Below are 13,876 nucleotides of genomic sequence, written 5' to 3'. Positions count from 1 at the left end.
TAGGATGCCGAGCGTGCGGACGCCAGTGCCGCAGGGGGCAGGGAGTATTCAGCGACGCATCATCGCCTCCAACGCATGGAAACGGGCCAGGAAGTCGCGCTTCACCTGCATTGGCGGGCGGGGATTGAGGCGGAGTGTGTCACCATCGGCAAACCGGGGTGCACCGAAGAGCCTGTTGGCTTCAGCTTCCGCGAAGCCCGCAATCTGCACCGCCTCGTGCCAGGCGCTGATCCTGTCTGCGCGCTTGATCTGTTTCTTGACCGAAACAGGAATTTCTGCGGGCAGGCCGAAGCGGATGTGGACGGCGGCGGCAAGACGTATGTCCATGGCCTTGTAGGCGGGGCCAACGGCGGCCTTTACCGGTGAGATCATGTCGCCGATGACGTATTCCGGGGCGTCGTGCAAAAGCGCGGCCATGCGCCAGCGCGGCGGGGCCTTCGGGGCGATGCGGGCGAAGAGATCCTCGACGAGGATCGAGTGTTCGGCAACGGAATAAGGATACTCACCGATCGTCTGGCCGTTCCAGCGGGCAACGAAGGCGAGGCCGTGGGCGATATCCTCGATCTCGATGTCGAGCGGGGCGGGATCGAGCAGATCGAGCCGGCGGCCGGAGAGCATGCGTTGCCACGCGCGTTGGGTCATGATCATCTTCCGAGTGTTTGCCGCGCCGCGCTTAGCATGGTGCTCTGCCGGGTTAAACACTTTCTCAAGAGGTTTGGCCGCTTGTGCGGCCTGTCGCATTGCCGATGCCTGCCCGGAATGCTATCTGCCGCTCAACTTCTGCCTGCAAAGGAATTGCACCATGCCTGAAGACTACATCGTCAAGGATATTTCTCTCGCCGAATTCGGCCGCAAGGAACTGGATATCGCCGAGACCGAGATGCCGGGGCTGATGGCGCTGCGGGATGAATTTGGCGCTGCGCAGCCGCTGAAGGGTGCACGGATTGCGGGCTCCCTGCACATGACTATCCAGACAGCTGTGCTGATCGAGACACTGACGGCCCTTGGTGCGGAAGTACGCTGGGCCTCGTGCAACATCTTTTCCACCCAGGATCACGCCGCGGCGGCGATTGCCGCAGGGGGAACACCGGTTTTCGCCATCAAGGGCGAAACGCTGGAAGAGTACTGGGACTATGCCGACAAGATCTTCGACTTCGCCGAAGGTACGGCCAACCTGATCCTCGATGACGGCGGCGACGCGACGCTTTACATCCTGCTCGGAGCGCGCGTGGAAGCCGGTGAAACCGGCCTGATCGACAACCCGCAGTCCGAGGAAGAGGTGGCGCTGTTCGCGCAGATCCGCAAACGGATGGCGGAGAAGCCGGGCTGGTTCGCCGAGCAGAGGGCGGCGCTCAAGGGTGTTTCCGAGGAGACGACGACGGGTGTGCACAGGCTCTACAAGATGGTGGAGGAAGGGCAGTTGCCTTTCCCCGCGATCAACGTGAACGACAGCGTCACAAAGTCGAAGTTCGACAACAAGTATGGCTGCAAGGAAAGCCTTGTCGACGGCATTCGACGGGCTACCGACACCATGATGGCGGGCAAGACGGCTGTTGTCTGCGGTTATGGCGATGTCGGCAAGGGTTCGGCCGCGTCGCTGCGCGGTGCCGGCGCACGGGTAAAAGTGACGGAGATCGACCCGATCTGCGCCCTCCAGGCGGCGATGGACGGGTTCGAGGTTGTGACGCTGGAAGACGCGGTATCATCGGCGGACATTTTCATAACGACCACCGGCAACCGCGATGTCATCCGCATCGAGCATATGCGCGAGATGAAGGATATGGCGATCGTCGGCAACATCGGCCATTTCGACAATGAGATCCAGGTCGCGGCACTGAAAAACCACAAGTGGACCAACATCAAGGACCAGGTGGACATGATCGAGATGCCTTCGGGTAGCCGGATCATCCTGTTGTCGCAGGGGCGCCTGCTGAACCTCGGCAATGCGACCGGGCACCCCTCCTTCGTGATGTCGGCAAGCTTCACCAATCAGGTGCTGGCGCAGATCGAACTTTGGACGAGAGGCGATAGCTACACCAACGATGTGCATATCCTGCCGAAGCATCTCGACGAGAAGGTGGCGCGGCTGCATCTGGGGCGGATCGGCGTGAAGCTGACGGAATTGAGCCCGGAACAGGCGGACTATATCGGCGTGACGATGGAAGGACCGTTCAAGCCGGAGCACTACCGCTATTGATACTCCGCGGAGGTCGCGTGGTGCGGCCTGCAGCGAAACATGGAATGGCGCCCACACATCCGTGAGGCGCCATTTTCTTTGGTTTCCAGATGGTTAAAGGTAGAATTGCCTATAAACGGTCTTTGCATTTCGTGCCGATCTGCGGCATAGAACCGGCGTGGGCAGGTTAGAACAACCGGCTCTCACAGAAGATGGCAGGCAGATTCATGGGCTCCGAGGCCGGTTTCTGAAGCCACCAGCCGCAGGACGCGCTTTCCGAATTTTTGCATGTAAAAAGCCCGTTCGGGTGCGTGGGTGGCCTGCGCGGTTATTCGGAAAATACCGGAGCGAGGAGCACTGCGTACGTGGGTGGCGCACTCCAGATCCGGGGCTGGGTTATCGGAGTGCGGGAAGCAGGCAGAGGGGAATGTTTCCCGCCTCACGATAACATGGCAGCCAGTTATCGATGCGACGTGTCCGCGACACCGGTGAGGTGTGATGCTGTCAGAAGGCCGGAGCGCTGGCGGCTGCCGGGGCAAGGAGACGCCAGCGTTGGGCCATCATGCGTTGCTTTCAGGATTGCGGGGGGCTCTCGGTTCGTTGCGTGCAATCCTCCGCATCAGCAAAGGGGTTCACATCCGCGACAGGTGGGGCGGAAACGTCTGGTCGTCGCCCGTCTGACAAGCCATGCTTTGGACGATAACAACCAGCAAGCCGGAGCGGATGCCCCCCCCATCTCTCAGAAACAAGCGGCCGGAGAAGAAGTCCAAGCCCAGGCGTAAGGGGACCGTGGCGCGTGACCTGTCGCGGTTGGCTAGTCTCGCTGTGGTAGCGGCGCTGACCGTTGTGGGAGTGGCGGCGATGCAGGACGAGAGGTGGAATCCGTTCGCGCCGCTGGATCCGAACGCGGCCCCGACACTGATGACCCCGATGAAACTGGCGCGTACGGCACGCAGCCCGCAACTGTGCCGGGCAGCGCTGGAATCGCTCGAAGAAACGGAACAGGTTTGGCTGGACGACCGAGAAGACTCGGCAGAATGCCATATACGGCAACGAGCGCGGCTGACACGGGTCGCCGATGCGCGGACGGCACCGCTGGAGACGCGATGTGAGATGGCATTGCGGCTGGGAATGTGGATGCGCCATTCCGTGCAGCCGTCGGCGCGGGAGTGGCTGGGCAGTGATGTGGCCGAGGCACGGCATTTCGGCAGCTTTTCCTGCCGAAGGATGCGGACAAGCAGTGGAACCTCCACCCGGATGAGCGCGCATGCCACGGCCTCGGCGATCGACGTAGCCGGTTTCCGGCTGGATGATGGCCGGGCCCTTTCGATGTTGCAGGGGTGGGAAGCGTCACTGGCGGAGCAGGCGTTCTGGCGGCAGATCCGGGACGATGCCTGCACCTATTTCCGGACTGTGCTTTCACCCGATTACAATGCCTTGCACGCCGATCATTTCCATTTCGCCCAAGGACGCTGGCCAGCCTGCCGGTAAAAAAAGGCCCGGGCAGAGCCCGGGCCAAGTCCAACAGGGAGGTCGCGCCATAACCCCGGCGCGGAGGGATTTCAGACGGAGAGGCGGTAGCCGCCGCTCTCGGTTACCAGAATCCGTGCATTGGAAGGATCGGGCTCAATCTTCTGACGGAGGCGGTAGATGTGGGTCTCAAGCGTGTGTGTCGTGACCCCGGCGTTGTAGCCCCAGACCTCGTGGAGAAGCGTATCGCGCGCAACGACCCCGCTTTCGGCACGGTAAAGGAACTTGAGAATATTGGTTTCCTTCTCAGTCAGACGGATTTTCTTTTCGTCCTCATCGACCAGCATCTTCGATGCCGGTTTGAAGGTGTATGGTCCAACGTTGAAAACGGCATCCTCGGACTGTTCGTGCTGGCGCAATTGCGCGCGGATGCGTGCGAGCAAAACCGGGAATTTGAACGGCTTGGCTACGTAATCGTTGGCGCCGGCATCGAGACCGAGGATCGTGTCGGCATCCGTGTTATGACCGGTGAGCATGAGGACTGGACATTTGACACCGCCCTTGCGCATCAGGCGGCAGAGTTCGCGCCCATCCATGTCCGGCAGGCCGACATCGAGAATGATAAGGTCGTAATGACCTTCCTTGGCGCGTTCGAGGCCGGTGCCCCCGTCCTCGGCTTCGAAAACATCGAATTCTTCTGTCAGGACGAGTTGATCTGCCAGCGCCTCGCGCAGGTCTTCATCATCATCGACCATCAATATTTTTTTCAGATTGCTCATGATCCTGCCCGTCGTTCCATTAACGTGAAAATGGGTCCCGAGATCGTGAAGGACAAGGTCGGGGGTGATATTTCACGGTCAAGTGTGTGGCGGGTTGCCTTTGTTTCAATTTGGCGGATGCCGGGATATAGGATTGAAATGCTTTGAAGGATTGGATCACGGGAGTGTCAGCAGTTGGGGCTGTTTCTTACAGATGCCGAACGGGTTGCGCGGGCGCGGAGTGATCTGCGCATGGGCGCCGCCGTTGTTTTGCGGGCGGACGATGCCTTTGCGGTGATACAGGCGGCGGAGGTGCTGCGACCCGAGAGGCTGGCCGACCTGCGGCAGGTGGGTGTGCCGGAAATGGCGCTGACGCGACACCGGGCGGAGACGTTGCGGGCGCGGGCCTATGACGGCGACATTGCCCGTATCGCCGTGCCTGAAACTGCGGACTGCCATTGGATACGGGCGGTGGCGGAGCCGGCAACGGACCTCGATACGCCGATGAAGGGACCGTTCCTGAGCCTGAGGGATGGCAATGCCGGGTTGCACCGGGCTGCGATTTCGCTGTGCAAGTCGGCGCATCTGATTCCGGCTGCGGTGGTTGTGCCGCTGACCGAGGGCGCGGCGCTGGCGGCGGCGAATGATCTGACATTGCTCGATGCCGGGCTGGTGGCCCCGCTGGCGCCTGTGTTGCATTCGGTGGCGGCGGCACGAGTGCCACTTGCCGTCTCCAGCGCCGGGAGGGTGCATGTGTTCCGGCCTGAGGACGGTGGCGAGGAGCATTACGTCGTCGAGATCGGAACACCGGATCGCGCGGCGCCTGTTCTGACGCGCCTGCACTCGGCCTGTTTCACGGGCGATGTGCTGGGATCACTGAAATGCGATTGCGGGGCGCAACTCGCGGCGGCGCTGGCGCAGATGGGGGCGGAAGGCGCGGGTATTCTGCTGTATCTCAACCAGGAAGGGCGTGGCATCGGGCTGGCCAACAAGATGCGGGCCTACTCGTTGCAGGATCAGGGATTTGATACCGTCGAAGCCAATCACCGACTGGGTTTTGAGGACGATGAGCGCGACTTCAGAATTGGCGCGGAGATCCTGAAGAAGCTGGGTATGGTTTCGGTACGGCTGATGACCAACAATCCGGCTAAGGTGGAGCGGATGCAGGCCAATGGTATCGCGGTTGTGGAGCGGGTGCCGCTGAAGGTGGGACTGCGGGCCGAAAATGCTGCGTATCTGGCGACCAAGGCCGCGAAATCCGGGCATCTGCTGTGACGCCAGCCGATCTGGTGGTGGGCCGGTGGGGGGCGAGGTTCATGGGGCGGAGCCTGCCCTGCGCGATCGGCAAGGGCGGTGTTGTTTCTGCAAAGAGGGAGGGTGATGGAGGCAGCCCCCGCGGATGCCATCGGGTGGTCGGCGGCATGTATCGGGCGGACCGGCTTACCCGGGCGGAGATGCCCGGCTGGCTGCGGCCGATTGGGCCGCAGGATTGCTGGTCCGACGATGTGCGCGACGACGCTTACAACCACCTGGTGCGCTGGCCGCGGGGGTTTTCCTGTGAGCGGCTGGCGCGTGCAGATCCTTTGTACGACCTTGTGCTGATGACGGATTACAACTGGCCGGAAGCAAAGAAAGGCGCGGGGAGTGCAATATTTCTGCATGTCTGGCGCAAGGCACGACATCCGACGGAGGGGTGCGTGGCGTTCCGGCTTGCGGATCTTCTCTGGATTGTGCGGCGTTGGCAGTCGGACAGCCGGGTGATTATCCGTTAGATGCCATGGAGCGCGGCAACGGTTTTGAGGACCGAAAAGCCATAAAGCGCCTCGAACCCCTTTTCACGCCCGTGACCCGAGTGCCCGATCCCGCCGAAGGGCAGTTCGACGCCACCACCGGCGCCGTAGTTGTTCAGAAAGACCTGACCGGCACGGAGCGTTTTGGCCAGCCGCATCTGACGGCTGCCGTTGGCTGTCCATACGCCGGCAACGAGACCGTAGCGGGTGCCGTTGGCGATGGCGACAGCCTCCGCCTCGCCCTCGAACGGCAGAAGGATCTGGACTGGACCGAAAATCTCCTGCTGCGCGAGGGGCGTGTCGGGGGCGATGCCTTCCAGCAGGGTCGGCCGGACGTAGTGGCCGCCGGGTAGATTTGGTGCAAACTGGCCGTGGGCGACGATATTTTCAGGCTGTGCCTGGGCGAGGAAGCCGTCGATGACGGATTTCTGGCGTTCCGAGATGACGGGCCCGAGAGAGAGGTCGCTCAGAGCCGGTCCGACAGATAGGGCCGTGTAGGCCTCTGCCATCCGCGCGCGGACTTCCGGGTAGACGCTGCGCTCCACAAGGATGCGTGAGGCGGCGGAGCAGGTTTGGCCGGCGTTCTGGATGCCGGCGTTGACGAGGAAGGGCAGCGCGGCATCGAGGTCTGCGTCGGCGAAGACCAACTGGGGAGACTTGCCACCGAGTTCGAGGGTGACGGGCGTGATGTTGCCGGCGGCAGCCGCCTGAATGCGCTGGCCGGTTGCAACGGAGCCGGTGAAGGAGATGTGGTCGACGCCCGGATGGGCAGAGAGGTGCGCGCCGGCCTCTGCCCCGGTGCCGGGAACGACGTTGAGCGCACCCGGCGGCAGGCCTGCTTCCTCTGCGAGCCGGGCGAAGGCGAGCGCTGTCAGGCAGGCTTCCTCCGCGGGTTTGAGGACGCAGGCGTTGCCCATGGCAAGTGCGGCACCGACGGAACGGCCGATGATCTGCATTGGATAGTTCCACGGCACGATATGACCGGTTACGCCATGAGGCTCCCTCAGCGTGTAGACCGTGTAGCCGTCGAGGTATGGAATGGTTTCGCCAGTCACCTTGTCCGCCGCACCGCCGTAGAATTCCATGTAGCGAGCGAGAGCGCGGGCATCGGCGCGGGCTTGCGTGAGCGGTTTGCCGACGTCTCGGGCCTCGATATGGGCGAGTGCCTCGATCCGCGCTTCGACGAGGGTGCCGAGGCGGGAAAGACACCGGCCCCGTTCCGCCGCGCTCATCCGGCCCCAGTCGCCTTGCAGCGCGGCGCGGGCGGCGGCAACCGCGGCATCGACTTCGGGCGGGCCACAGCGGGCGATCCGGGCAAGTGGCTCGGCGGTGGAAGGATCCTCCAGCGTCAGGGTTTGCGCGGCACGGGACCATCGGCCGCCACAGAGGTATTCGGAAGGGTCGAACCAGAGCTGTTCCATGGGCTCAGACTGTGAGCATCGGCGTCGCGGCGAGCAAGGTTTTTGTGTAGGGGTGGCCAGGTGATTGCATGACCTGATCGGTCGCCCCCATCTCCACGATCCTGCCCTGACGCATCACCATTACCCGATCGGTGATTGCGCGGACGACGTGAAGGTCGTGGCTGATGAACAGGTAGGAAAGGCCGTGAATCTCCGCCAGATTTGCGAGGAGATCCAGTATCTGGGCGCGGATCGAGACGTCGAGCGCGGAGACAGCTTCGTCGAGCAGGATGAGCTTCGGACGGGTGATAAGCGCGCGGGCGATGGCGATGCGCTGGCGCTGACCGCCGGAAAATTCGTGGATGTACTTGTCGGCATCGGCGGGAGATAGGCCGACGGAGGTGAGGGCGTCGGCGATGGCTTCCTGCCGGGCCGCACCACGGGGAGGTGAAGACAGAAGGTGGAAAGGTTCGGTGACAAGGCGGGCGACCTTGTGGCGGGGGTTGAACGAACTGAACGGATCCTGAAACACGACCTGCATGGTTGCGCGCATGGAACTGGGCATGGGGCCTTCCGGGACGGTCGTGCCGCTGATCGAAATGGAACCGGAATTCGGCGCGATCAGGCCGAGAATGGTGCGGGCGAGGGTGGACTTGCCGCAGCCGGATTCGCCGACAAGGCCAAGGCTCTCGCCGCGCTGCAGGGTAAAGCTGACGTTGTTGACCGCCACCTTTGGCTCCTGCCGGGCGAATAGACTGCGTCTGCGGCCCGGATAGGTGACGGTCAAATCGCGGATATCCAGCAGTGGCGCATCCGGTGCAGCGGTGCGGCGCTCCGGTGCATGGGAGGAGGCGGCAAGCAGCGCCGCTGTGTACGGGTGGCGGGCTTCGGCGAGGATTCGGCGGGTGGGTCCCGTCTCGACAACCTCACCCTGGCGCATGATGGCGATGTCGTCTGCGAGATCGGAGACAACGGCGAGATCGTGGGTTACAAAGATTGCGCCCATGTTGTCCTCGGCCACGAGGCGGCGGATGAGGCGAAGGATCTCCGCTTGTGTCGTGACGTCGAGCGCTGTTGTCGGCTCATCAGCGATGAGAAGGCGCGGGCCACAGGCGATGGCGATTGCGATGACGACACGCTGGCGCTGGCCACCGGAAAGCTGGTGCGGGTAGCGGGTGAGCGGGAATTCATCGGCAGGGAGTTCGACGCGGTCCAGCACCCTGCGTGCTTCGGCCAGCGCCTCGCTGCGGGACAGGCGCTTGTGGATGGCGATGGCTTCGGCGACCTGATCGCCGATGGTCTGGACAGGATTCAGAGCTGTCATCGGCTCCTGAAAAACCATGCCGATCTGACCGCCGCGAAGTGTGCACATCTCTGCTTCCGTTTTGGCGGGCAGGCTTTCCCCTGCGAAGGTGATTTCGCCGGAAAGCTCCGAGCCGCCGGGCAGGAGGCGGAGAATGGAAAGCGCGCTCATGGATTTGCCGGAGCCACTTTCGCCGATCAGGCCGAGAATCTGTCCCTCTTCGAGTTCGAGAGACACACCCCTCAGGATCGGGGTGCCGTGGATGGCAAGATTCAGGTCGCGGACCGAGAGCAGGCTCATTGCCGCATCCTCCGCAGTCGCGGGTCCGTCAGGTCGCGCAAGCCGTCGCCCATGAGGTTGAGACCGAGCACGGTGAGGATGATGGCGAGGCCGGGATAAAGCGCGAGGTGCGGGGCGAAAGAAATCATCGTCTGGCTTTCGGCCAGCATCCGGCCCCAGCTTGGCGTCGGCGGCTGAGCGCCAAGGCCCACGTAGGAGAGACCCGCTTCGGCGAGGATGCCGAGGGAGAACTGGATGGTGCCCTGAACGATCAGCAGGTTGGCAATGTTGGGCAGGATATGCTCCACGCTGATACGGGCCGGGCCCTTGCCGGCGACCCGGGCGGCGAGGATGTAATCCTGCTTCCACAGGGCCAGCGCCGCGCCACGGGTGAGCCGGGCGAATACGGGGATGTTGAAGATGCCGATGGCGACGATGGCGTTGAAGGCGGACGGGCCGAAAATGGCCGTGATCAGGATGGCGATAAGCAGCGACGGAAAGGCGAATACAAGATCGTTGCTGCGCATGATCACTTCGTCAAGCAGGGAGCCGGAGCGCGCGGCGGCGGCAAGGCCGAGGGGCACGCCGAGGCCCATGCCGATGCCGACGGCAACGAGGGCGACGGCCAGCGAGATGCGCGCGCCGACCATGATCATCGAAAAGAGATCGCGTCCGAAATGATCGGTACCAAACCAGTGGATCGAGGAGGATTTCTGGAGTTTTGCGCCGATGTCGAGGGCCGTGACGTCGAAGGGCGTCCAGACCAGCGAGACGAGGGCTGCGGCTAGAAACGTGCCGGCGAGGATGACGCCGATCAGGAGGCTGCGCATCAGGAGGCCCTCAGCCGCGGATCGACGGCGGCGTAGGCAAGGTCGACGAGGAAGGTGACGAAGATGACGGCGAAGACGAGGATCATGACGACACTTTCCACCACGATCAGATCGCGTTGGGCGATGGCCTGGAAAATCAGGCGCCCGAGACCGGGGAGGTAGAAGACGTTTTCGATGATGATCGCACCGGCCAGAAGGAAGGAAAATTGCAATCCGAGGATGGTGAGGACAGGGATGAGAGCGTTGCGGAGTGCGTGGCGGCGGAGAGCCTGCCCGCGGGTGAGGCCCTTGGCGCGGGCGGTACGCATGAAATCCTGATCGAGCATGTCGATAAGGGCCGAGCGCATGACACGGGAGAGGATGCTGGCCTGCGGTAGCGCCAGCGAAATGGCAGGCAGGGTGAGAGCCTTCATGCCGCTGAGAAACCCTTGATCCCAGCCCGGAAAGCCGCCGGAGGAAAACCAGCGCAGGTTGATGGCGAAGACGGTGACAAGGATCATCGCGAACCAGAAGTTAGGAATGGCGATGCCGAGCTGTGTGGCGCCCATGATGCCGAGGTCGGCAGTGCCCCCGCGGCGGGCGGCGGCTATGATGCCGACAGGGAAGGCAATGAGGGTGGAGAGGGTGAGGGCGTAAATCGCCAGCGGCAGCGAAACCCAAAGCCTGTCTGCGACGATGTTGGCTACGGGGGTGCGGTAGGTATAGGAGGTGCCCAGATCACCCTGAAGAAGACCGGATACCCAAGTGAAATACCGCTCCACCGGGCCAGCATCGAGACCAAGCTGGGCCCGCAGGGCGGCGACGGTCTCCGGCTGGGCGTTGATGCCGAGCATATAGGAGGCTGGATCACCGGGGATCACCTCGATGGCGACGAACACCACAAGGCTCGCCGCCACCAGTGCCGCCGCGAGGGAGACAAGGCGCTTCAGGGCAAATCGCAGCATTCAGGTTCCCCGGGCAGTGTATTCGGCGCTGCCCGCCGGATTCATTCCTCCCAGTAGACAGCCGTCAGATCATTAGCCTGCGTGGGCGAGTTTTCCCAGAGGCCTTTGATGCGAGCGTCTGCAACGCCGGTTTTCGCCAATTGGAAGAGGTACGCGTTGACATAGTTCCGGGCGATGGTTTCCTGCACCGTCTTGAGAATGGCGGAGCGGTCCTCCGGATCCGTCACGGCCGCGAGGCCGGCGACGAGGGCCTGCACGGCTGGGTCATCGTATTGGAAGTAGTAGTCGGGCCGGGCGTAGATGCCGATATCCATCGGTTCGGTGTGGCTGACGATCGTCAGCCCGAAATCCTTGCCTCGGAAAACTTCCTCCAGCCATTGAGCCCATTCGAGGTTGGTGATTTCGGTCTCGATGCCTACAGCGCGGAGCTGAGAGGCGACAATCTCGCCGCCACGGCGGGCGTAGGAGGGAGGCGGCAGCTTGAGGGTGGTTGAGAAACCGTCGGGATAGCCTGCTTCCGCCAACAGGGCCTTGGATTTCTCCGGATCGTATTCCGACAGGTCGGTCAGATCTATGTAAGCCGGGTGATGTGGTGCGAAATGGGTGCCGATCGGGGTGCCGTAGCCGAACATCGCGCCGTCTATTATCGCCTGGCGGTCGATGGCATGGGCAATGGCCTCTCGCACCTTCACGTCGGCCAGTGGACCATTCTGGTTGTTCATGGCGAGGATTGTCTCGCCTTCAGTCGAGCCGACGATGACCGAGAAGCGCGGATCCGCTTCAAACTGGGGCAGGTTTTCCGGCGCGGGGAAGACGGGGAAGGCATCTATGTCACCGGCCATCAGCGCGGCGAAGGCGGCAGTGGGATCGGAGATGAATTTGAAAGTGGCCTGCGTCAGCTTTGCCGGTTCGCCCCAGTAGTCCGGATAGGCGGAAATCTCGATCCGGTCGCCCTGATACCAGTTGTCGAACTTGAAGGGACCGGTGCCTATCGGGTTCTGCTGGATGGTTTCGACATCGCTGTCATCGATGATGATGGCATCGCCCCATGCGAGATTGAACAGAAGTGCGCCATCGGGGTCCAGCAAGGTGATTTCGACCGTGGTGTCATCGATGACGTTGACGTCGTCGATGGCCGCAAACAGCGCCTTCTGGGCATTGGTGCTGTCTTCGGCGCGGGCGCGGTCGAGACTGAAGGCGACATCGTCGGCGGTGAAGGCCGCGCCATCGTGGAAGGTGACGCCGGAGCGTAGGGTAAACGTGTAGCTGAGCCCGTCATCCGAGATTTCCCAGCTTTCGGCAAGGGCGGGCAGGACAGACCCATCCGGGCCGAAGCGGGTGAGGCCTTCGTAGATGTTGGCGTAAACCACTTCGTCGATGGCGGCAGCCGCCGCCCCGGTGGGATCGAGATGGGGCGGTTCGAGCTGCATTCCGAGGGTAATCCCGGTCTGCTGAGCTAAGGTGGATGACGCGGCGAGCACGAGTGCTGCGGTCAGAGAAGTGGTTTTCATGGCGCGGTGGCCCCCCTGTTATCGTTGGCAACAGTTTTTCCGAGCGGGGGCGTTCGGTCAATGGTCATCCCGCGTTAGAAGCGATTGCAGCGTGAGGGCCATGACTTCGGTTGAAACAAGCATGTCCTCGATTCCGATCCATTCGTCGGGCTGGTGCGCCAGATCCAGGATCCCGGGGCCGTAGGCGATGCAGTTCTTCATTCGGCCGATCCGGTCGATGTGTTTCTGGTCGTAAGTGCCGGGCGAAACGACATACTCGGGTGTGACACCCTGGGTTTCGGCCACGGCGGCGGCGACGGCGCGGACGACGGGTGCGTCCGGCTCCGTCATCGTTGGCTGGACTTCATGCATATCGCGCAGATCAAAGGTAAATTTGGGCCGTTCCGCCCCGACTTTCGCCAGAAGGTCGCGGAATTCCTGTTTAACTTCGTCGAGTTTCTCTTCGATAAGGAAACGGCGGTCGATGACGATGCGGCAGCTGTCCGGAACGACCGGGGCGGGAAAGCCGGTGAAATCCTCTGGCAGTTCTTCCTGTCCGCCGTGGACGGAATTGATGTTGAGCGTCGATTGGCGGGCGCCGGGAGGGACGACCGGCATCTCGGTGGTCTTGGCCGCAAGGGCGGGGAAGAGGCTGGTTTCCATTTCGGAGATGACCGCGCCCATGTGCCGCACGGCGCAATCGCCGAGAAACGGCATCGAACCATGCCCGATGGCGCCGTAGGTTTCCAGTTCCGCCCACCAGACTCCGCGGTGGCCGAGGCAGATTCTGTCCTTGTTGAGTGGTTCGGGGATGATGACATGCTGCACGCGTTCTGGGGAGAAGTGGCCGTGTTCGGCAAGGTATGCGACGCCGCCGTAACCGCCGGTTTCCTCGTCGGCGGTGGCAGATATCTCGATGGCACCGGCGAACCCCGGGATCATGTCGGCGAACACTTCGGCGGCGATGATCGAGGCGGCGAGGCCACCTTTCATGTCGCAGGCACCGCGTCCGTAAATGCGGCCGTCACTTACCAATCCCTCGAATGGATCCACCGTCCACCCGCGTCCGACTTCGACAACGTCGATGTGTGAATTGAAATGAACGGTCTCACCGGGCAGCCGACCTTCGCGCCGGGCGATCAGGTTCCAGCGCGGGTAGCGGGAACTATCGCCACGTGCGCCCTCGGCGCGGATCATCTGGCATTGGAAACCCCTTGCCGCGAGGCGCTTTTCGAGGAATGCGCAGATATCGCGATAGTGCTCGCCCGGCGGGTTGAGAGTGGGAATGCGGATCAGGTCGCGGGTCAGGGCGACGAGGTCATCTTCGCGTTTGCGGATTTCGGCGCGGAGCTTGTCAGAGTGCATGGGCGGACTGTGCTGAGGCCGGGCGACGCTGTCAAACCGACAAGTGCGCCATTGCGCGGGAATCGCGAAAA

12 protein-coding genes are annotated in these 13,876 nt (G+C 62.6%); 4 read left to right on the top strand and 8 right to left on the bottom strand.

Translation table 11 applies throughout. The features are described from left to right. Positions 1–48: 48 nt before the first annotated feature. Entirely contained in the window at positions 49–648 is a 600-nt protein-coding gene (locus GO499_RS14940; RefSeq protein WP_284154762.1) for an HD domain-containing protein, read from the bottom strand. A 154-nt stretch (positions 649–802) separates the two neighbouring features. Here GO499_RS14940 and ahcY point away from each other — a divergent pair, with 154 nt between their 5' ends. Beyond that, the gene (gene ahcY, locus GO499_RS14935; RefSeq protein WP_161862926.1) at positions 803–2,197 is read left to right on the top strand and encodes an adenosylhomocysteinase; all 1,395 of its coding nucleotides are present in this window, start codon (positions 803–805) and stop codon (positions 2,195–2,197) included. A gap of 768 nt (positions 2,198–2,965) precedes the next feature. After that, complete coding sequence (locus GO499_RS14930) at positions 2,966–3,667, top strand: extensin-like domain-containing protein (protein ID WP_284154761.1); 702 nt, start codon at positions 2,966–2,968, stop codon at positions 3,665–3,667. 71 nt (positions 3,668–3,738) lie between these two features. Here GO499_RS14930 and GO499_RS14925 read toward each other — a convergent pair whose 3' ends face one another. Then, positions 3,739–4,425, bottom strand: a complete 687-nt coding sequence (locus tag GO499_RS14925) for a response regulator transcription factor (RefSeq protein WP_161862925.1) — start codon at positions 4,423–4,425, stop codon at positions 3,739–3,741. Between the two features lie 174 nt (positions 4,426–4,599). Here GO499_RS14925 and ribA point away from each other — a divergent pair, with 174 nt between their 5' ends. Beyond that, positions 4,600–5,679, top strand: coding sequence for a GTP cyclohydrolase II (gene ribA / locus GO499_RS14920; RefSeq protein ID WP_431309871.1), 1,080 nt, complete (start codon positions 4,600–4,602; stop codon positions 5,677–5,679). Further along, positions 5,676–6,176, top strand: a complete 501-nt coding sequence (locus GO499_RS14915) for a L,D-transpeptidase family protein (protein WP_284154760.1) — start codon at positions 5,676–5,678, stop codon at positions 6,174–6,176. The genes ribA and GO499_RS14915 overlap by 4 nt, the downstream gene beginning before the upstream one ends. On the opposite strand, the gene GO499_RS14910 is transcribed toward GO499_RS14915, so the two are convergent. The 6 genes from GO499_RS14910 to GO499_RS14885 are packed head-to-tail and all read right to left on the bottom strand — an operon-like array spanning position 6,173 to position 13,805. Next, positions 6,173–7,615: an aldehyde dehydrogenase family protein gene (locus GO499_RS14910; protein ID WP_161862923.1), complete on the bottom strand. Its 1,443-nt coding sequence runs from the start codon at positions 7,613–7,615 to the stop codon at positions 6,173–6,175. The two genes, GO499_RS14915 and GO499_RS14910, sit on opposite strands and share 4 nt — an antisense overlap. 4 nt (positions 7,616–7,619) lie before the next feature. After that, positions 7,620–9,197, bottom strand: coding sequence for an ABC transporter ATP-binding protein (locus GO499_RS14905; RefSeq protein WP_161862922.1), 1,578 nt, complete (start codon positions 9,195–9,197; stop codon positions 7,620–7,622). Next, positions 9,194–10,006, bottom strand: a complete 813-nt coding sequence (locus GO499_RS14900) for an ABC transporter permease (RefSeq protein WP_431309870.1) — start codon at positions 10,004–10,006, stop codon at positions 9,194–9,196. The genes GO499_RS14905 and GO499_RS14900 overlap by 4 nt, the downstream gene beginning before the upstream one ends. Next, complete coding sequence (locus GO499_RS14895; protein ID WP_161862921.1) at positions 10,006–10,950, bottom strand: ABC transporter permease; 945 nt, start codon at positions 10,948–10,950, stop codon at positions 10,006–10,008. Before GO499_RS14895 ends, GO499_RS14900 begins: the two co-directional genes overlap by 1 nt. A gap of 41 nt (positions 10,951–10,991) precedes the next feature. Beyond that, positions 10,992–12,461: an ABC transporter substrate-binding protein gene (locus GO499_RS14890; protein WP_161862920.1), complete on the bottom strand. Its 1,470-nt coding sequence runs from the start codon at positions 12,459–12,461 to the stop codon at positions 10,992–10,994. A 57-nt stretch (positions 12,462–12,518) separates the two neighbouring features. Beyond that, entirely contained in the window at positions 12,519–13,805 is a 1,287-nt protein-coding gene (locus GO499_RS14885) for an acetylornithine deacetylase/succinyl-diaminopimelate desuccinylase family protein (RefSeq protein ID WP_161862919.1), read from the bottom strand. Positions 13,806–13,876: the final 71 nt, after the last annotated feature.

Source organism: Algicella marina (assembly GCF_009931615.1).
In the GTDB taxonomy this organism is placed as follows: domain Bacteria; phylum Pseudomonadota; class Alphaproteobacteria; order Rhodobacterales; family Rhodobacteraceae; genus Algicella; species Algicella marina.
This window is presented reverse-complemented; position numbering and strand designations above follow the sequence as displayed.